Below are 18,488 nucleotides of genomic sequence, written 5' to 3' on the forward strand. Positions count from 1 at the left end.
GATCACACGCCTTTCTTGTTGGAGTGGGTGGCGGCGTACTGCGGCATGGTGATGCACGCGACGTTGCCGCCACCGAGGAGGATCTCCCGAGAGTTTTCGATGCCGACGATGCTGTGTTTCGGGAACAGCTCGGCCAGGGTCGCCAACGCCACCTTGTCGTTGCGATCACCGAACAGCGGCACCACGATCGAACTGTTACCGGCGTAGTAGTTGATGTACGACGCGCAGATTTTCGTCCCGGCCTGACGGGAGTGGGTGCTGTCCTGCTGGTCCAGGCCTTCGGCTTCTTCGGCGGTCCACTCCAGCACATCCGGCTGCGGCAGCTTGTGCACGATCAACTCGCGACCGCGACTGTCGCGGGTGCTGCGCAGAATGTCGTAGGCCTCCTGATAGATTTCCCACTGTGGGTCGTCGCGGTTGTCGGTCCATTGCAGCACCACTTCACCGGGGCGCACGAAACACGCGAGGTCGTCGACATGGCCGTCGGTTTCGTCGAACTTGCAGCCCCGGGGCAGCCAGATCACTTGCTCGGCGCCGAGGTAATCGGTCAGGCGGCGGGTGACTTCGTCCTTGCCCAGATGCTGGTTGCGGTTGCGGTTGAGCAGGCATTGCTCGGTAGTGAGGATGCTGCCCTGGCCGTCGCTCTGGATGCCACCCAGTTCGGCAATCAGCGGCGCGCGGTAGCGGTCGAAGCGTTCGATTTCGAGGATCTTGCTGGCGATCTGGTCGTCCTTGTCCCACGGGTAGTACAGGCCGCCGTCGAGCCCGCCATAGGCGTTGAACTCGAAGTCGACGCCGCGCACTTCGCCACTCTGATCGTTGACCACAAAGCACGGGCCGCTGTCGCGCAACCAGGTGTCGTTGCAGGTCATTTCCACCACGCGCACTTGCGGTGGCAACTGCCGGCGCGCGGTGGCGAACTGGGCCGCCGAGGCGCATACGGTGACTGGCTCGCTCATGGAAATGGCAGTAACGATCTGCACCCAGACTTTCTGCGCAGGCTTGGCACCGTTGCGCCAGACGTCGGTGCGCTCCGGCCAGCCGAGCCAGCAACCGGACTTGGCTTCGAATTCGCCGGGCAAACGGAAACCGTCCTGTTTGGGAGTGGTGTCGAGCAAACGGGCCATGGTCAAACCTCTTCAACGGGGATTGGAATGACCACAGGCTAAGGGCGTTGGTGACTGGCTCGCCAACGATGATTATTTCGGAATACTTGAATCTAACTCATCAATCGAGCAACTGATCGTTGAACCACTCCAGCATCTGCGCCACCGCCGGACGTTCCAGCCGCACCCGCTCGCACACCAGCGCGTATTGGCCCAGGGCGGTCATGCTCGACGTAAACGGGCGGACCAGCCGACCATTGAGCAAATCCTCCTGGGCCGTCAAGTTGTCGCCCATGGCCACGCCCTGCCCTTGCGCCGCGGCCTCCAGCGCAAGCCCCGCATGGGCGAAATACAACTGGCGGTCAGGGCGTTGGTCGCCGGCATGGCTGGTGAGCCACGCGGTCCAGGTCTTGCCGTCCTGGTCGTCGTGTAGCAGGCAATGGCGTGACAGGTCCTTCGGGGTTTTCAGCGTGCCCTGGTTGAACAGGCCGGGGCTGCACACCGGAAAGAACTGCAGCGCCGGCAGCGGCCGGACGAAATATGCAGTGCTGTCCACCGGGCCGGTGCCGTAGGTGATCGCCAGGTCGATGTCTTCCCCGGGCGCCGTGGCGTCGATCGGTTGTTCGTACAGATGCAAGGTGATGTGCGGGTAACGCGCGTAGAAATCCGTGAGACGACTCATCAGCCACTTTTGCGCCAACTCGGCGGTGACCGCCAGACGCAACACCGCCAGGGATGAGGGATCACGCAGCTCGTCGCAGGCATCGCCAATCAACTCGAAGGCCTGCTGCAAGCTCTGCATCAGGCGTCCGGCGGCCAGGGTCGGGCGAATCTGCCGGCCCTCGCGCACGAACAGCGATACACCGAGCTGCTCTTCGAGCTGACGAATCTGGTGGCTGACCGCGCTGTCGGTGACACACAACTCGGCCGCCGCCCGGCCGAAATGGGCATGGCGGGCGGCGCATTCGAAGGTTCGCAGGGCTGCCAGGGAAGGTAATCGTCGCATCAGGTCATGTCCCGGTTTCGAGGGGGACATGCTGACTTGGCCTTTGGTGGGCGTCCAGTGGGGACCGCGTTATCGTTCATCGCAGGCAAGCCTGCTCCCACAGGTTAGGGCTGTGTTCACCACGGGACTCTGTAGGAGCTGGCTTGCCAGCGAAGGGGCCTGACGGTCTAGGCTGTTCCGGGTACGTTCAAGACAACCGGAGGCTCTCATGCAACTCGAAGGTTCCTGCCATTGCGGCGCGGTGTCGTTCAGTTTGACCAGCGCCCACCCCTACCCTTACCAGCGTTGCTACTGCTCGATCTGCCGCAAGACCCAGGGCGGTGGCGGTTATGCGATCAACCTCGGGGGCGATGCCGCCAGCCTCAAAGTTCGCGGGCGCAAGCACATCGCGATCTACCATGCACGGATCAAGGAAGAAGGCGACAAACGCGCCCACAGCAGCACCGCCGAGCGGCATTTCTGCTCGGTTTGCGGCTCGGGTCTGTGGTTGTTCAGTCCGCAGTGGCCGGAGTTGATCCATCCGTTCGCCTCGGCCATCGACACCCCGCTGCCGGTACCGCCGGAGCACACGCATCTGATGCTGGGTTCAAAGGCATCATGGGTGGAGGCCGAGGTGCAACCTGGCGACAAACAGTTCGACGTCTACCCCGAAGAATCCATCGCCCGGTGGCATGAACGCCTCGGACTGGTCCGCTGAGATTCATTATCTATTTATTTCGGAACACAGTTCCCCTTGCACCTTTCGTTCAAATAACCCTCAGAAGCACTTCGACTGCTGATCGAATTGATGCAAAGGGATCTCCTTGGCTGTCGGGCTTGCGGCAGCCACGAGATGAAGTGGGTGAATCGCGGCCTTAATCTGACGCGAAACACGTCGAGAAACGTTCTGGTTTACGCCCATATGCCAGGTATTCGCCGACATTGCGATTCACGCATGCATTGTGGGCTGCGAAAGAAACGCCGTGCAGGTAGGCGTCCCTGACCAGCGTCATATGGGTGTTGGGCAAGCTGGCGAAAGCATTGAGGGCTCCCGCTCTCGGTGTTTGATCGTCGTACTGCGCCTGCACCATCACGATGCTGTGAACCTGCGCCAGCTTTGCCAGGGGCACACCGGCATATTGTTTCCCGCTCCAGCCAGCGCAGTGCCTCGTATAAAACAAGCTGCCGCCGACCGGATACTGGCCGGCGTACTGATTTTCTTTTTCGGTCCAGAATATGTCGTCCGAGGATGCCGTGTCGTTGCACAAGACGGTGCTGCGTACAGAGTCAGCCGGGGTCATTTTCAATGGACCGGGCACTAAGCCATTCCATGGGGCAGGCTGACGGACGACGGCCAGCAGCCTCGCAAACGCTTGCCTCGCGCCTTGATCAACCTCTGTGTCGGGGCTGAACCGATGGGTTTGCGCTCTCGCTAGCAGCACAGTGTCATCCAGGTCGGGCGAGTCATGTAGCCAGTCGCTGAGTGCCCGTGCAGCCATCAAGTGATGGGCAGAGCTGTAAAAATCGTTGTCAGAGCGCAGGGCCACTCGAACATGGGGCAACAGGCGCAGAAAAATCTCACGTATGGCCATCGGATCATTGCCCATCTGGTAAGTCTGCGGGTTGCTGGCGGCTAACTGTGCAACGAAGTCGGCAAAGATTCGCTCCTTCTCCGGCGCCACACTCAAACTGGCGTTCTGGAATGTTGATGTCCAGTCCACGTTCGAGTCCAGAACCATGCGACCGACGCGCTTCGGAAACAGGCCTGCGTACCAGGCGCCCAACCATGTGCCGTAAGAGTTGCCAAAATAGTTGAGCTTGTTTTCGTTGAGTAGAACGCGGACGAGCTCCATGTCTCGCGCCGTTTGATCGGTATTGATGAAAGGCGCCAACCGTTGGCTGGCACAACCCCGGGCCAGTACGCCAGCGTTATGCTCAATAGCCACGAGGTTGGCAGGGCTACGGTCTTCAGTAATGTCGTTTTGCGCGACAATCATTTCATCGGATTGGCATACCAGTTGTGAGTCGTCCGTACTGCCCTGTCCTCGTGGCGTGATGCCAATTACGTCATAAGCATCGGTCAGATGCCGATAAGGACCACCTTCGAGCCCATCACTGTAACCCTTCCATATTGAAGCCAGTAATACAGTGAACGTGCTGTTACCGCTCGAACCCGGCCCCCCGGGATTGGTAAATATAGCGCCCTCTCGCAGGTGTGGCTGCCTGGCTGCAACGCGAGTGATATCCAGACTGAGGGTGCCAACCCTCGGATTCAAGTGATCCAGTGGCACGGTGACGATGCCACACTGAGTCCTGGCGAATACTTCGGGGTCCAGTACATCACCTGGAATTCCTTCACACGCCGGCAACCACTTGATGCCCGATTCAGGATGCGGTTTCGTCGCGCATCCGCCGATTGCCAATAAGCTGGCCACACAAACGCTGCGCCACATGGCCCGTTGCGTTTTCAGTTTGCAGATCACCATTTTCGACTTCCAGAGACAGTCCTTTGAGGCTCCGGATTGTTGCAACAGCGCGTGGGCCGGGATGTAGGAAGCGTACGGTTTTTCACTCGACATTTCCGACGCTAAAGCGAGTCGACGAGGCAGGTCTTCGAGCCAGACAGCAAAAACCGGCCACTTGGGCCGGTTTTCGCTGCTGTTTCATACGCCTGAAACCGTGACAAAGCCAACCGATTGCCAGCGCGGCAGCGCTTGCGAGGATCACGCGGCCGTCGGGATACCACTATGAAAACGAAACTCCACGTCCGGCGATTCGATCAGTTCCTGCTCGGCGGCGCGGACCTTGTCGATCACCTGCGCAATGTCCTTGGCGTCGCCGTACTGACAAGCCAGTTTCAGGTAACCCTGGAAGTGCCGGGCCTCGCTCTTGAGCAGACCGAAATAGAACTTGCCCAGTTCTTCGTCCAGATGCGGCACCAGCGCTTCGAAACGCTCGCAACTGCGGGCCTCGATAAACGCCCCCACCACCAGGGTGTCCACCAGCTTCACCGGCTCGTGACTGCGTACCACTTTGCGCAGCCCCGACGCATAGCGCCCGGCGGACAGCTGGCGCAGTTCGATCTTGCGGCGTTTCATCAGGCGCATGACCTGTTCGTGGTGCACCAGCTCTTCCCGGGCCAGGCGCGACATCATGTTGATCAGATCGACGTGGGAGTGATACTTGGCGATCAGGCTCAACGCGGTGCTGGCGGCCTTGAATTCGCAGTTCTTGTGGTCGATCAGCAGGGTTTCCTGATCGGCCAGCGCGGCCTGGATCCAGCCGTCGGGGGTGCGGCAGCCAAGGAACTCGTGAATTTCGGGAAGGATCATGGGGCTCACGGACAAATAGGTTCAAACGAAGGGCGCCGATTATACCGGCCTGCCCGCAGACCACCAGTCGCCAACCGTTGATATGCATCAAGTCGCCGAATCACAGACAGCAACTATAGTTGTGCAACGCCGTGCTTTTTCATTTTCAGGAGATCGTGCTCATGCAAGCCGTACGCAGCATTCTGGTGGTCATCGACCCCGAACACTCCGAAAGCCTGGCGCTCAAACGGGCGAAGTTGATCGCCGGTGTCACCCAGGCGCAGTTGCATCTGCTGGTGTGCGACCCCAAGCATGATCACAGTGGCATGTTGGGTGTGCTCAAGGCCGCTTTACTGGAAGACGGTTACAACATCACCACTGAGCAGGCCTGGAACCAGAGCCTGCATCAAACCATCATCGATGTGCAGCAAGCCGAAGGCTGCGGCCTTGTGGTGAAGCAACACTTTCCCGACAGCGCGCTGAAAAAGGCCCTGCTGACACCCGAGGACTGGAAATTGCTGCGCCAATGCCCTTCCCCGGTACTGCTGGTGAAAACCGCTGGCTCATGGAAAGACAAAGTGATCCTGGCAGCCGTCGACGTCGGCAACAGCGACCTCGAACACCGCCACCTGCACGACACCATCATTGATCATGGCTATGACATCGCAACCCTGGCCAAGGCTCACTTGCACGTGATCAGCGCCCACCCGTCGCCGATGCTGTCGTCGGCCGACCCGACGTTTCAACTCAGCGAAACCATCCAGGCGCGCTACCGCGAGCAATGCAAGTCGTTCCAGGCGGAATTCGACATCGACGATGAGCATCTGCACATCGAGGAAGGCCCGGCGGATGTGTTGATTCCGTTCATGGTGCACAAGCTGCAGGCGGCGGTGACGGTGATCGGTACCGTGGCCCGTAGCGGATTGTCCGGGACCTTGATCGGTAATACGGCGGAAGTGGTGCTCGATGCGGTGGAGAGCGATGTGCTGGTGCTCAAGCCGATGGAAGTGGCGGATCATCTTGAGGAGATTGCCGACAAGCATTGAGGACAGATCAAAAGATCGCAGCCTGCGGCAGCTCCTACAGGGAAACACGACCAATGTAGGAGCTGCCGCAGGCTGCGATCTTTTCAGCCGCCAAAGGCATCTTTCAGGAACCCCGGCGCAATGTAGCGCTGGTAATGGGCCTCGGAGAGCAGGAAAAATTCCCGATCAATGGCATCGCGCAATTCCGGCAGGTTCCACTCGCGAAACTCCGGCAGCAATACCATCCCGTAGGCTTCCAGGTTGTTGATCACCCGCGCCCCACGGGCGATCAATTGGTAGGCCCAGCAATATTCCGACTGATGGGGCACGAAGCGGATCTTGCGTTGCTCCAGCTGCATCCGCAGCAGCGCCGGATCGAAAATTTCCACCTTGGCGGCCATCACCTGGGACAGCAACTGCTCAAGGCGCAGCCATACCGCGCGCTTTTCTTCCTCGTTGTAACCGTTCCAGCGGATCACTTCGTGGTGGAAACGCTTGCAGCCACGGCACACCAGGTCACCGTAAACAGTGGAGCAGAGGCCGACGCAGGGTGTCTTGATGGTCTGATTGGGCATAGATAGGCAAAACGCGAAAAAGCAGAACAGGCCGGCATGTTAGCCCTTTGTCCGATATTCATCACCCCTCAAAGTTAAAGGGTTAGGGTCAACGGACCTCTGTTGGGCGCCACCACCAAAGTCCAATAAACACTGACTTACCTTTAATTTTTTTTTGCCGTAGAATCAGCCTGCCTTTTTAGGCGCCAATGTCCGTTAGAAGCTGTTTTCAAAGCGTCACGAGCACAGTCGTTCCTTCAGAGCGGTGTTGGCGAGGGGTTTTTCCAGCGGGGAAAAGCCCAACGCCAACCCTCATCAGCTCCCGTTCTGCAGGCGTAAAACTTTGAAAGCAGCTTCTGTAAGGAATTGTCGGTAATTCTGGCTAAGTGGCTCACAACGCCATGCTGCGCATGAGTACGGCAATTTCGGGATGAGCGTCCCGGACACCCATTTGGGACCACTGATGAGGGTAATAACTGTGCTTGAAGCCTACCGCAAACATATCGAAGAGCGCGCAGCACTGGGTATCGTTCCCCAGCCGCTAAACGCCGAACAAACTGCAGGCCTGGTCGAGCTGCTGAAAAATCCCCCGGCTGGCGAAGAAGCGTTCCTCGTTGACCTGATCACCAATCGCGTTCCGCCAGGCGTGGACGAAGCTGCCTATGTCAAGGCCGGCTTCCTGTCCGCCATCGCCAAAGGCGAAGCCAAATCCCCCCTGATCGACAAGAAGCGCGCTGTTGAACTGCTCGGCACCATGCAGGGCGGCTACAACATCGTGACCCTGGTAAACCTGCTGGACGACGCCGAACTGGCGCCAGTAGCTGCCAAAGAACTCAAGCACACCCTGCTGATGTTCGACGCCTTCCACGACGTCGCTGAAAAAGCCAAGAACGGTAACGTTCACGCCCAAGGCGTGCTGCAATCCTGGGCTGACGGCGAGTGGTTCGTGAAGCGCCCGACCCTGGCCGACAAGATCAGCCTGCGCGTGTTCAAGGTCACCGGCGAAACCAACACCGACGACCTGTCCCCTGCGCCTGATGCCTGGTCCCGTCCAGACATCCCGCTGCACGCCCTGGCCATGCTGAAAATGGCTCGCGACGGCATCGTGCCTGACGCACAAGGCGCCACCGGCCCGATGAAGCAGATCGAAGAAATGCGCAACGCCGGCTTCCCGATCGCCTACGTCGGTGACGTGGTCGGTACCGGTTCTTCGCGTAAATCGGCCACCAACTCGGTGCTGTGGTTCTTCGGCGACGACGTTCCTTACGTGCCGAACAAGCGTGCAGGCGGCTTCTGCTTCGGCAGCAAGATCGCTCCGATCTTCTACAACACCATGGAAGATGCCGGCGCACTGCCAATCGAATTCGACGTTTCCAACATGCACATGGGCGACGTGATCGACCTGTACCCGCATGCTGGCAAAGTCTGCAAGCACGGCACCGACGAAGTCCTGACCACCTTCGAAATGAAGACCCCGGTCCTGTTGGACGAAGTGCGTGCTGGCGGCCGTATTCCGCTGATCATCGGCCGTGGCCTGACCGAAAAGGCTCGCACCGAGCTGGGTCTGCCACCTTCGACCCTGTTCAAGAAGCCTGAAGCACCGGCTGAAAGCACCAAGGGTTTCACCCTGGCGCAGAAAATGGTCGGCAAGGCTTGCGGCGTGACCGGCGTTCGTCCGGGCACCTACTGCGAACCGAAGATGACCACCGTGGGTTCCCAGGACACCACCGGTCCCATGACCCGTGACGAACTGAAAGACCTGGCGTGCCTGGGCTTCTCGACCGATCTGGTGATGCAGTCCTTCTGCCACACCGCGGCTTACCCCAAGCCGATCGACGTGACCACCCACCACACCCTGCCTGACTTCATCATGACCCGCGGCGGCGTTTCCCTGCGTCCGGGCGACGGCATCATCCACTCGTGGCTGAACCGCATGCTGCTGCCAGACACCGTCGGTACCGGTGGTGACTCCCACACCCGTTTCCCGATCGGCATCTCGTTCCCGGCCGGTTCCGGTCTGGTTGCGTTCGCCGCAGCCACCGGCGTCATGCCGCTGGACATGCCAGAGTCGATCCTGGTTCGCTTCAAAGGCGAACTGCAGCCAGGCGTCACCCTGCGTGACCTGGTTCACGCCATTCCTTACTACGCGATCCAGGCTGGCCTGTTGACCGTAGAGAAGAAAGGCAAGAAGAACGCCTTCTCCGGTCGCATCCTGGAGATCGAAGGTCTGCCTAAACTGACCGTCGAGCAAGCGTTCGAACTGTCTGACGCCTCGGCTGAACGTTCGGCTGCCGGTTGCACCATCCAGCTGTCCAAAGAGTCGATTGCCGAATACCTGCAGTCCAACATCACCCTGCTGCGCTGGATGATCGGCGAAGGCTACGGCGATGCACGTACTCTGGAACGTCGCGCTCAAGCGATGGAAGCCTGGCTGGCCAACCCTGAGCTGCTGCAAGCGGACAAAGACGCTGAGTACGCTGAAATCATCGAGATCGACCTGGCCGACATCAAGGAGCCTGTGCTCTGCGCGCCGAACGACCCGGACGACGCTCGCCTGCTCTCCAGTGTTGCTGGCGAGAAGATCGACGAAGTGTTCATCGGTTCCTGCATGACCAACATCGGCCACTTCCGCGCTGCCGGCAAGTTGCTGGAACAGGTCAAGGGTCAGCTGCCAACCCGTCTGTGGCTGTCGCCGCCGACCAAGATGGACGCTCACCAGCTGACCGAAGAAGGCTACTACGGCATCTACGGCAAGGCTGGCGCGCGCATGGAAATGCCGGGTTGCTCGCTGTGCATGGGTAACCAGGCACGTGTAGAGCCGAACTCGACTGTCGTGTCGACTTCGACCCGTAACTTCCCGAACCGTCTGGGTGACGGCGCGAACGTCTACCTGGCTTCGGCTGAGCTGGCGTCCGTGGCTTCCATCCTGGGTCGCCTGCCGACCGTCGAGGAGTACATGGAATACGCTGGCAAGATCGACAGCATGGCGGCCGATGTCTACCGCTACCTGTCCTTCGACCAGATCGCCGAGTTCCGTGAAGCTGCTGCGAACGCCAACATCCCGGTCGTTCAAGCCTAACGTTGCAACGCAATGAAAAACGCCGCCCATCGTGAGATGAGCGGCGTTTTTTTATGCCGATGAACAGTCACTGGCTGTTCCGGCCAAATCGCGGGCAAGCCCGCTCCCACAGGGTTTTGGGTGTTCACACGGTTTCTGTATTACCGCGCAGCCCAGGCATTGAAGCGCTGTTCAAGCTCCTCGCCATGGTCGACCCAGAACTCCGCGTCCACGGCCCGCGCGCCGGCCAGGTTGGCCTCGGCGGTCGGCAGTTGCTCCTGCACGTCCTTGGGCAGCAATGACAGAGTCTGGCGATGCACCGGCCCGTACGGGATGGTTTCCGAGAAGACTTTTTGCGTCTGCGGCTGACTGGCAAATGCAATGAAGTTTTCCGCCAATGCCTTGTTCGGCGTGCCTTTGACCACCGCCCAGTATTCCGGGTCGTACAGGCTCTGCGGCCAGACGATGCTCAGTTTCATGCCTTCCTTCTGCGCCGAGGCGATCCGGCCGTTGTAGGCGGCGCTCATCACCACGTCGCCGGCCACCAGCCATTGCGCCGGTTGCGCGCCCGCCTCCCACCACTGGATGTTCGGCTTGATCTGGTCGAGCTTGGCAAAGGCCCGCGTCACGCCTTGCGGAGTATTCAAGACCTTGTACACGTCGTCCGCCTTGACGCCGTCGGCCAGCAAGGCGATTTCCAGGGTGTACTTGGCGCTCTTGCGCAGGCCGCGCTTGCCCGGGAAGTCGGCGACATTCCAGAAGTCCGCCCAGGACTGCGGCGCCTTGGCCTGCTTGCTCTGGTCATAGGCCATGACCATCGACCAGACGTAAGTGGCAACCCCGCATTCGGTCAGCGCACCGGGCACAAAGTTTGCCGAATCACCGAAGCGTCCCGCATCGAGCTTCTCGAACAGGCCCTCCTCGCAACCACGCAACAGCTCGGGGCTTTCGACTTCGACCACGTCCCAACTGGTGTGACCGGCCGAGACCATGGCCTTGATCTTTGACAGTTCGCCGTTGTACTCACCGGCAATGATGTTGCCCGCGCCGCTGGCGTTGAAGGGCTTGAAGTAGGCTTTATCCTGAGCCTGTTTGGTAGCACCACCGAAGGAAATCACGGTGAGGTCCTGGGGGGCCGCCCACACACTGGCACTCAACACCGCCAGGGCAAACGGAACACTGCAACGCAAGGATCTGGACATGGATCGCTTCCTCGGGTCTTGTCGACCCATTGTTGTTATCGGTGTTCGGATTCACTCAAGTAAGCCGCCAGGCGATCCATCAGGCGGTCACAGGCCGCCATCTGTTCGACGCTGACAAATTCATCAGGCTTGTGCCCCTGGTCCATGCTGCCGGGACCGCAGACCACCGAAGGAATGCCGGCCTGATCGAACAGCCCGCCTTCGGTGCCAAAGGCCACGGTGCTGAAATCGTCACTGCCGCATAGCCGGGCAATCAGCCGGGCCGCCGCGCTGTCGGCGGGTGTCGCCAGGCCGGGATAGGCCGAGATTTTTTCAAAGCGGATACCGGTATCGGTGTCCACGGCCTGCATGGCCGGCAGCAACGTCTGCTCGGCGTAGTCCTGCAGTTCATCGACGACCACTTGCGGGGCGAAGTCCGGCAAGGCGCGGATCTCGAAATCGAAACGGCAATCCGCTGGCACGATGTTCAGCGCCGTCCCGCCCTGGATCACTCCGACCTGCACGGTCGAGAACGCCGGATCGAAGCGTTTGTCGTGCAATGGCGGCCGGGCCAGGGTGGCGCCGATGTCGCCCAGCCGACCGATCAGGCGCGCGGCCTGCTCGATGGCATTGACCCCATAAGGTGCGTAGGCCGAATGACAGGCGGCGCCGCGCACATGGCAACGCATCGCCAGTTTGCCCTTGTGGCCAAGCACCGGCTTGAGTTCGGTCGGCTCGCCGATCAAACACAACGCCGGTGCCGGGATGCGTTGGGGCAACACTTCCAGCAAGCCGCGCACGCCGAGGCAACCGACCTCTTCGTCATAGGAAAACGCCAAATGCACCGGGCGCTTCAAAGGGCTCGAGAGAAACATCGGCACCGCCGCCAGCACAGAAGCCAGATAGCCTTTCATGTCCGCGGTGCCGCGGCCGTAAAGCTTGCCGCCCGCCTCGCTCAGCCGGAACGGCTCGACCGTCCAGGCCTGGCCGTCCACCGGCACCACGTCGGTGTGCCCGGACAGCACGATGCCGCCGGCCACACGCGGGCCGACCGTGGCCAACAGATTGGCCTTGGTCCGCTCGGCGTTGTAGATCAATTCGCAATCCACGCCCAGGTCGCGCAGGTAGTCGCGCACGAACTCGATCAGCGCAAGATTCGAATCGCGGCTGACCGTGGCGAACCCGATCAATCGCGCGAGCATGGCGCGGCTGCGCAACTCACTCATCGCCGGGCACTCCATACGCGGGGGCCAGGGTCGGATTGAGGGCGCGGGTCAGGTAGTCCTGCAATTGCGGCTCGTAGGCCGCCCACAGTTTGCCAAGCTCGCCGATCGGGTTTTGATCGGCCCAATCCACCCGCAGGTCAACAATCGGCCAGGTCAGGTCACCGACCACCGACAGCGCCGCCGAGTGCACCGTGCCGGCTTCACCACCGGCATCCTGCCCGGCCTGCAAGGCGTTCATCAGCCGGGTGGCGAGGCAGCCTTCGCTGTTTTCAAAGGCCGCGACCATCGCCTCGATCACCCCACTGTTGGCCAGCAGGTTGCCAGCCGCCACGCATTGCTCACCGGCCACAGCGTTGTTGATGCCCAGCGCATGGTTGCCGCTGAACACCGCCGTGCGCCCGTGGGCATCGACCACCGCCACCTGGCGGTATTGGCTGTAGCCATTGCGGGTCAATGAGTGATCCAGCGCCTGGGGTGGCGCCGAGCCGGCGGCCAGTTCATCGAGGATCTGCGGGCCGAGGGCCGGCAGCGTGATGTTCTGGCTCGACACCGCACCGACACCGGCACGCAGCCACGGGCAGCGCGCGCCGACGGCAATGCTCGAAGAGCTGATTGCAATGCCCAACTGACCGGTCTCGGCGCAGCGACCCACGATGGAAAAAGTCATGGCCAATTCCTTATTCAGGGATGACAGCGATCACATCGATTTCCATCAGCCACTGCGGCTGGCCGAGGGCGCTGACCACAAGGCCAGTGGAAATCGGGAACACGCCCTTGAGCCACTTGCCGACCTCCTGGTACACCGGCTCGCGATAGCGCGGGTCGATCAGGTAAGTGGTGGTCTTGACGATATGGCTCAGGTCGCTGCCCGCCTCTTCCAGCAATTGCTTGACGTTGCGCATGGCCTGCTCGGCCTGGGCGCGCGGATCGCCGAGGCCCACCAGTTGACCGTTGAAATCGGTACCGACCTGGCCACGCACATACACGGTGTTGCCGGCGCGCACGGCCTGGCACAAATCGTTGTCCAGCGTCTGGTTCGGATAGGTGTCTTTGGTGTTGAACATGCGGATGCGGGTATGAGTAGGCATTAACGAACTCCCATGAGGCTGGCTTTCTGAAGTGGTGCACGGGCGGCGTCGGCTTGACGCTGGGTCGCATCCCGATAGTTGAGATAGGTGTGCTGTTTAACGATGTGATCGGCGATGTGCTTGGCGTCGTGCCAAACGCCCCAGATAAACGCGGAGCCGCGGCGGGACTGCCAAGGCAACCCGACGAAATACACCCCCGGCTCGGCCGACACGCCGCGCTGGTGCTGCGGTTTGCCGTTGTCCTTGAAGGCATCGACCTTCAGCCAGCTGTAATCGGTGGAGTAACCGGTGGCCCAGATGATCGTGGTGACGCCGGCCTTGAGCAGATCCAGTTCAAGGATGGGATGTGTCACACAGTCCGGGTCCGCCAGCATGGCGCGGGCTTCGGGCTCCAGCGGCAGGTCCAGGCCATTGCGTTCGATATAGGCGTCGGCCTTGTCGAGCAGAGCCAGGTAGTTTTCATCGCCACGCTGGATGTTGTCCGCGAGGTTGTCTTCGAAACTCACCACTGCGCCGTTGAACAACTGGGTCAGGCCGACCAGCGTCATCCCCTGATGGGCCAGCCGGCGGAAGTCCACGGTATGGCCGCCACGGGCACCGCTCACGGCGATGGTCACGTGCTCTTTGCCGGGCTGCATGGCTTCGGCATCCCACTCGCCGAGCACCCCCAGCCACCAGCAGAAATCACGGTTGCGATAGGCACGCGGCGGACGGTCATGGGCGCCTACCGACAAGTAAACCTGCTTGCCGGAACGTTGCAGCTCATCGGCGATCTGCACGCCCGACGAGCCGGCGCCCACTACCAGCACGGCACCTTCGGCCAGTTGCTGCGGGTTGTAGTATTGGGCGGAGTGAATCTGGGTGATGCCGGAGATTTCGGGAGCAATCGGCGGAATGGCCGGACGCTGGAACGGACCGGTGGCGACCACTACATGCCGGGCTTCGATCACGCCATCAGAGGTTTCAACAGTGAAGCCCGGACGGTCGGCGTTACGTTCGACTTTCTTCACGTCCACGCCGGTGCGGATCGGCGCGTTGAACTTCTTGGCATAAGCTTCGAAGTACTGAGCCACCTGCTCTTTCCCGGCGAAGGCATCCGGGTCCAGACCGTCGAATTCCAGCCCCGGGAAACGGTCGTGCCAGGCCGGACCGTTGGCCACCAGCGAATCCCAGCGGCCGGTGCGCCAGGCTTCGGCGATACGATTGCGCTCCACAACGAGGTGAGGCACACCGAGCTTGCTCAGGTGTTCACTCATGGCCACGCCGGCCTGGCCGGCGCCAACTACAAGCGTATCAATTTCGGTCTTGTCAACTGTCATGGCTGTGCACTTCTGAAAGGTGGTTTGATTCAGGTCGGTCATGGCTGCCGCCTCGATTCTGATCACTGTTGTTCTTCTGCTGCGGCTATCGGTGTCAGGGTGTTGGCCGCATTCTGTTCGGAGCCGGGAAATAGCGAAATTATGTTTTTTGTGGTCGCTGGAGAGGAAAAAGCGTCGAGGCGACCGGTTGGCTGTGCAAGGTTGCGGTCGACCCGATCCCGGCCTATGGTCCAAGCGATGCATTGCCCGCGACCGACGCGAAGACCCGGCGCGGATTGCTGTCCATCCAGTGCGGATTTACGCAAGGAGTGATGACATGCCCGACAATTCCCGTCCTGCCGTGCTCGAACTGATTGGCAATACCCCGCTGGTGCGCGTCAGCCGTTTCGATACCGGCCCATGCACACTGTTTCTCAAACTCGAATCCCAGAACCCCGGCGGTTCGATCAAGGACCGCATCGGTCTGGCGATGATCGATGTCGCCGAACGCGATGGTCGCCTGCGCCCCGGCGGCACCATTGTCGAAGCCACCGCCGGCAACACCGGGTTGGGCCTGGCCCTGGTCGGCCGCGCCAAGGGTTACCGGGTGGTGCTGGTGGTGCCGGACAAGATGTCCACCGAGAAGGTCCTGCACCTCAAGGCCATGGGCGCCGAGGTGCACATCACCCGCTCCGATGTCGGCAAAGGCCATCCCGAGTACTACCAGGACGTCGCCGCACGGCTGGCGGCGGACATTCCCGATGCGTTCTTCGCCGACCAGTTCAACAACCCCGCCAACCCGCTGGCCCACGAATGCAGCACCGCGCCGGAGATCTGGGCGCAGACCCAGCACGATGTGGACGCCATCGTCGTCGGTGTCGGTTCGGCCGGCACCCTCACCGGCCTGACCCGCTTCTTCAAACGGGTGCAGCCGGACCTGGAAATGGTCCTGGCCGACCCGGTCGGCTCGGTGATGGCCGAATACAGCCGCAATGGCACCCTCCCCACCCCCGGTTCCTGGGCGGTGGAAGGCATCGGCGAAGACTTCATTCCGTCGATTGCCGACCTGTCCAGCGTGCGCCACGCCTATTCGATCAGCGACGAAGAAAGCTTCGACCACGCCCGCCAGTTGCTGCGCGCCGAAGGCATTCTTGGCGGCTCGTCGACCGGCACCTTGCTGGCGGCGGCGTTGCGTTACTGCCGCGAACAGACCCAGCCGAAACGGGTGGTGAGCTTCGTCTGCGACACCGGTACGCGTTACCTGTCGAAGGTCTACAACGACCAGTGGATGAACGATCAGGGCCTGCTGCAACGCAAGCACTACGGCGACCTGCGCGACCTGATCGCGCGGCGTTTCGAAGATGGCCGGGTGATCAGCGTCGGCCCGGATGACACGCTACTGACGGCTTTTCAACGCATGCGCCTGGCGGATGTCTCGCAACTGCCGGTGTTGGTGAAGGGGCAGCAACTGGTCGGCGTGATCGACGAGTCCGACATCCTGCTGGGCGTGCATGAAGACGTTGCGCACTTTCGCAAGACCGTATCCAGCGCCATGACCGACAAACTGCAAACCCTGTCCCCCGATGCCTCACTGGCGGATCTGGAGGCAGAACTGGGCCGTGGGCTGGTGGCGATCATCCAGGATGCCTCGGGCTTCCACGGCCTGATTACCCGAACCGACATGCTCAATCACCTGCGGAGATCCCTGCCATGAGTCAACAGGATAAAAACGCCCCGCCACAGGGCTTCGCCACCCGGGTGATCCACGCAGGGCAAGTGCCGGACCCATCCACCGGGGCGTTGATGCCGCCGATCTACGCCAACTCCACCTACCTGCAACAGAGCCCCGGGGTGCACAAGGGCCTGGACTACGGGCGTTCGCACAACCCGACGCGCTGGGCGCTGGAGCGCTGCGTGGCGGACCTCGAAGGCGGCACCCGGGGCTTTGCCTTCGCCTCGGGGCTGGCGACCATTTCCACGGTGCTCGAACTGCTCGACGCCGGCTCGCACATCGTCTCGGGTAACGATCTGTACGGCGGCACCTTCCGCCTGTTCGACAAGGTGCGCCAGCGCAGCGCCGGGCACCGTTTCAGCTTCGTCGACCTGACCGACCTGGCGGCGTTCGAGGCCTCCCTGCAAGACGACACCCGGATGGTCATGGTCGAGACCCCGAGCAATCCGCTGCTGCGCCTCACGGACCTCGCCGCCATCGCCCGCACCTGCCGCGCACGCGGCATCATCTGCGTGGCCGACAACACCTTCGCCAGCCCGTGGATCCAGCGCCCGCTGGAACTGGGTTTCGACATCGTGCTGCACTCGACCACCAAATACCTCAACGGCCACTCCGACGTGATCGGCGGCATCGCCGTGGTCGGGCAGAACGCAGAACTGGCCGAGCGCCTGGGCTTCCTGCAAAACGCCGTCGGCGCCATCGCGGGGCCGTTCGATGCCTTCCTCACCCTGCGCGGCGTGAAGACCCTGGCCCTGCGCATGGAGCGGCATTGCAGCAACGCAATGGAGCTGGCGCAGTGGCTGGAGCGCCAAGCGCAAGTGTCGCGGGTGTATTACCCAGGCCTGCCGTCGCACCCGCAACACGAACTGGCCCAACGGCAAATGCACGGTTTCGGCGGGATGATTGCCCTCGATCTCAACAGCGACCTGGCTGGCGCCAAACGCTTCCTTGAAAGCGTGCAGATCTTCGCCCTGGCCGAAAGCCTGGGCGGCGTGGAAAGCCTGATCGAACACCCGGCGATCATGACCCACGCCACCATCCCGCCCGACACCCGCGCGAAACTGGGGATCGGCGATGGGTTGGTGCGGTTGTCGGTCGGCGTCGAGGACGTCGAAGACTTACGGGCCGATCTGGCGCAGGCGTTGGCGCGGATGTAATAAATCCCTGTAGGAGCGAGCTTGCTCGCGATAGCGGTGGATCAGTCGATACCGATGCTGACCGACACGCCGTCATCGCGAGCAAGCTCGCTCCCACACTTGAATGTCTGTCATGCAAAAATCAGGAGATCACCAGAGATCCCCCTGTGGGAGCGAGCTTGCTCGCGATGGCGGTGGATCAGTCGATATTGATGCTGACTGACACGCCGTCATCGCGAGCAGGCTCGCTCCTACACTTGAATGTCTGTCATGCAAAAATCAGGAGATCACCAGAGATCCCCCTGTGGGAGCGAGCTTGCTCGCGATAGCGGTGGATCAGTCGATACCGATGCTGACTGACACGCCGTCATCGCGAGCAAGCTCGCTCCCACACTTGAATGTCTGTCATGCAAAAATTGGCTGTTCACCAGAGATCCCTGTGGGAGCGAGCTTGCTCGCGATAGCGGTGGATCAGTCGATACTGATGCTGACTGACACGCCGTCATCGCGAGCAAGCTCGCTCCCACACTTGAATGTCTGTCGTAAAAAAATTGGGGGTTCACCAGAGATCCCCTGTGGGAGCGAGCTTGCTCGCGATGGCGGTGGATCAGTCGATACTATGCTGACTGACACTCCGCTATCGCGAGCAAGCTCGCTTGTATGCTAGGACTTGAAGGGAGGAGGAGGGACAAAGCTCGATTCTGACTGTTAGCGCAGTACAGATCCGTGGGAGATTTCGCCCCTCCTCCTTTCACCCAAGCGCCGATAAAGAATGCATCTGGCTAGAC

General features: G+C 61.1%; 15 protein-coding genes. 5 read left to right on the forward strand and 10 right to left on the reverse strand.

Annotated elements, in window-relative coordinates:
• Positions 1-2 precede the first annotated feature (2 nt).
• Both aguA and AC1DKH_RS26670 read right to left on the reverse strand, forming a co-directional pair.
• A complete protein-coding gene (gene aguA, locus AC1DKH_RS26665; protein ID WP_477753598.1) occupies positions 3-1,127 on the reverse strand; it encodes an agmatine deiminase in 1,125 nt (374 codons plus the stop codon).
• A gap of 100 nt (positions 1,128-1,227) precedes the next feature.
• A complete protein-coding gene (locus AC1DKH_RS26670; RefSeq protein ID WP_477765192.1) occupies positions 1,228-2,112 on the reverse strand; it encodes a LysR substrate-binding domain-containing protein in 885 nt (294 codons plus the stop codon).
• 208 nt (positions 2,113-2,320) lie between these two features.
• On the opposite strand from AC1DKH_RS26670, the gene AC1DKH_RS26675 reads away from it, so the two are divergent.
• A complete protein-coding gene (locus AC1DKH_RS26675) occupies positions 2,321-2,809 on the forward strand; it encodes a GFA family protein (RefSeq protein ID WP_477799815.1) in 489 nt (162 codons plus the stop codon).
• A 157-nt stretch (positions 2,810-2,966) separates the two neighbouring features.
• On the opposite strand, the gene AC1DKH_RS26680 is transcribed toward AC1DKH_RS26675, so the two are convergent.
• Together AC1DKH_RS26680 and AC1DKH_RS26685 are read right to left on the reverse strand one after the other, a co-directional pair.
• Entirely contained in the window at positions 2,967-4,670 is a 1,704-nt protein-coding gene (locus tag AC1DKH_RS26680) for an alpha/beta fold hydrolase (RefSeq protein ID WP_477799816.1), read from the reverse strand.
• Between the two features lie 144 nt (positions 4,671-4,814).
• Positions 4,815-5,423: a MiaE family protein gene (locus AC1DKH_RS26685; protein ID WP_477799817.1), complete on the reverse strand. Its 609-nt coding sequence runs from the start codon at positions 5,421-5,423 to the stop codon at positions 4,815-4,817.
• A 161-nt stretch (positions 5,424-5,584) separates the two neighbouring features.
• On the opposite strand from AC1DKH_RS26685, the gene AC1DKH_RS26690 reads away from it, so the two are divergent.
• The gene (locus AC1DKH_RS26690) at positions 5,585-6,448 is read left to right on the forward strand and encodes a universal stress protein (protein ID WP_477753603.1); all 864 of its coding nucleotides are present in this window, start codon (positions 5,585-5,587) and stop codon (positions 6,446-6,448) included.
• 83 nt (positions 6,449-6,531) lie between these two features.
• Here AC1DKH_RS26690 and AC1DKH_RS26695 read toward each other — a convergent pair whose 3' ends face one another.
• Positions 6,532-7,002, reverse strand: a complete 471-nt coding sequence (locus AC1DKH_RS26695) for a DUF1289 domain-containing protein (protein WP_477799818.1) — start codon at positions 7,000-7,002, stop codon at positions 6,532-6,534.
• A 457-nt stretch (positions 7,003-7,459) separates the two neighbouring features.
• Between AC1DKH_RS26695 and acnB the strand changes: the two genes are divergently transcribed.
• Complete coding sequence (gene acnB / locus AC1DKH_RS26700) at positions 7,460-10,060, forward strand: bifunctional aconitate hydratase 2/2-methylisocitrate dehydratase (protein ID WP_477753612.1); 2,601 nt, start codon at positions 7,460-7,462, stop codon at positions 10,058-10,060.
• A 140-nt stretch (positions 10,061-10,200) separates the two neighbouring features.
• On the opposite strand, the gene AC1DKH_RS26705 is transcribed toward acnB, so the two are convergent.
• The 5 genes from AC1DKH_RS26705 to AC1DKH_RS26725 are packed head-to-tail and all read right to left on the reverse strand — an operon-like array spanning position 10,201 to position 14,895.
• Complete coding sequence (locus AC1DKH_RS26705) at positions 10,201-11,241, reverse strand: ABC transporter substrate-binding protein (protein WP_477753605.1); 1,041 nt, start codon at positions 11,239-11,241, stop codon at positions 10,201-10,203.
• A 35-nt stretch (positions 11,242-11,276) separates the two neighbouring features.
• Positions 11,277-12,446 carry an acetylornithine deacetylase gene (gene argE, locus AC1DKH_RS26710; RefSeq protein ID WP_477799819.1) on the reverse strand — a complete coding sequence of 390 codons (1,170 nt, stop codon included), beginning with the start codon at positions 12,444-12,446 and terminating at the stop codon, positions 11,277-11,279.
• The gene (locus tag AC1DKH_RS26715; RefSeq protein ID WP_477799820.1) at positions 12,439-13,113 is read right to left on the reverse strand and encodes a DUF1028 domain-containing protein; all 675 of its coding nucleotides are present in this window, start codon (positions 13,111-13,113) and stop codon (positions 12,439-12,441) included. The genes argE and AC1DKH_RS26715 overlap by 8 nt, the downstream gene beginning before the upstream one ends.
• A 10-nt stretch (positions 13,114-13,123) precedes the next feature.
• On the reverse strand, positions 13,124-13,534 hold the full coding sequence (locus AC1DKH_RS26720; protein WP_003201555.1) for a RidA family protein: 411 nt from the start codon (positions 13,532-13,534) through the stop codon (positions 13,124-13,126).
• Positions 13,534-14,895, reverse strand: a complete 1,362-nt coding sequence (locus tag AC1DKH_RS26725) for a flavin-containing monooxygenase (RefSeq protein ID WP_477799821.1) — start codon at positions 14,893-14,895, stop codon at positions 13,534-13,536. Before AC1DKH_RS26725 ends, AC1DKH_RS26720 begins: the two co-directional genes overlap by 1 nt.
• Positions 14,896-15,169: 274 nt before the next feature.
• Between AC1DKH_RS26725 and AC1DKH_RS26730 the strand changes: the two genes are divergently transcribed.
• Complete coding sequence (locus AC1DKH_RS26730) at positions 15,170-16,546, forward strand: pyridoxal-phosphate dependent enzyme (protein WP_477753609.1); 1,377 nt, start codon at positions 15,170-15,172, stop codon at positions 16,544-16,546.
• Positions 16,543-17,721, forward strand: a complete 1,179-nt coding sequence (locus AC1DKH_RS26735; RefSeq protein ID WP_477799822.1) for a trans-sulfuration enzyme family protein — start codon at positions 16,543-16,545, stop codon at positions 17,719-17,721. The genes AC1DKH_RS26730 and AC1DKH_RS26735 overlap by 4 nt, the downstream gene beginning before the upstream one ends.
• Positions 17,722-18,488: the final 767 nt, after the last annotated feature.

The sequence above is a fragment of the Pseudomonas sp. 05L36 genome, from assembly GCF_056398125.1.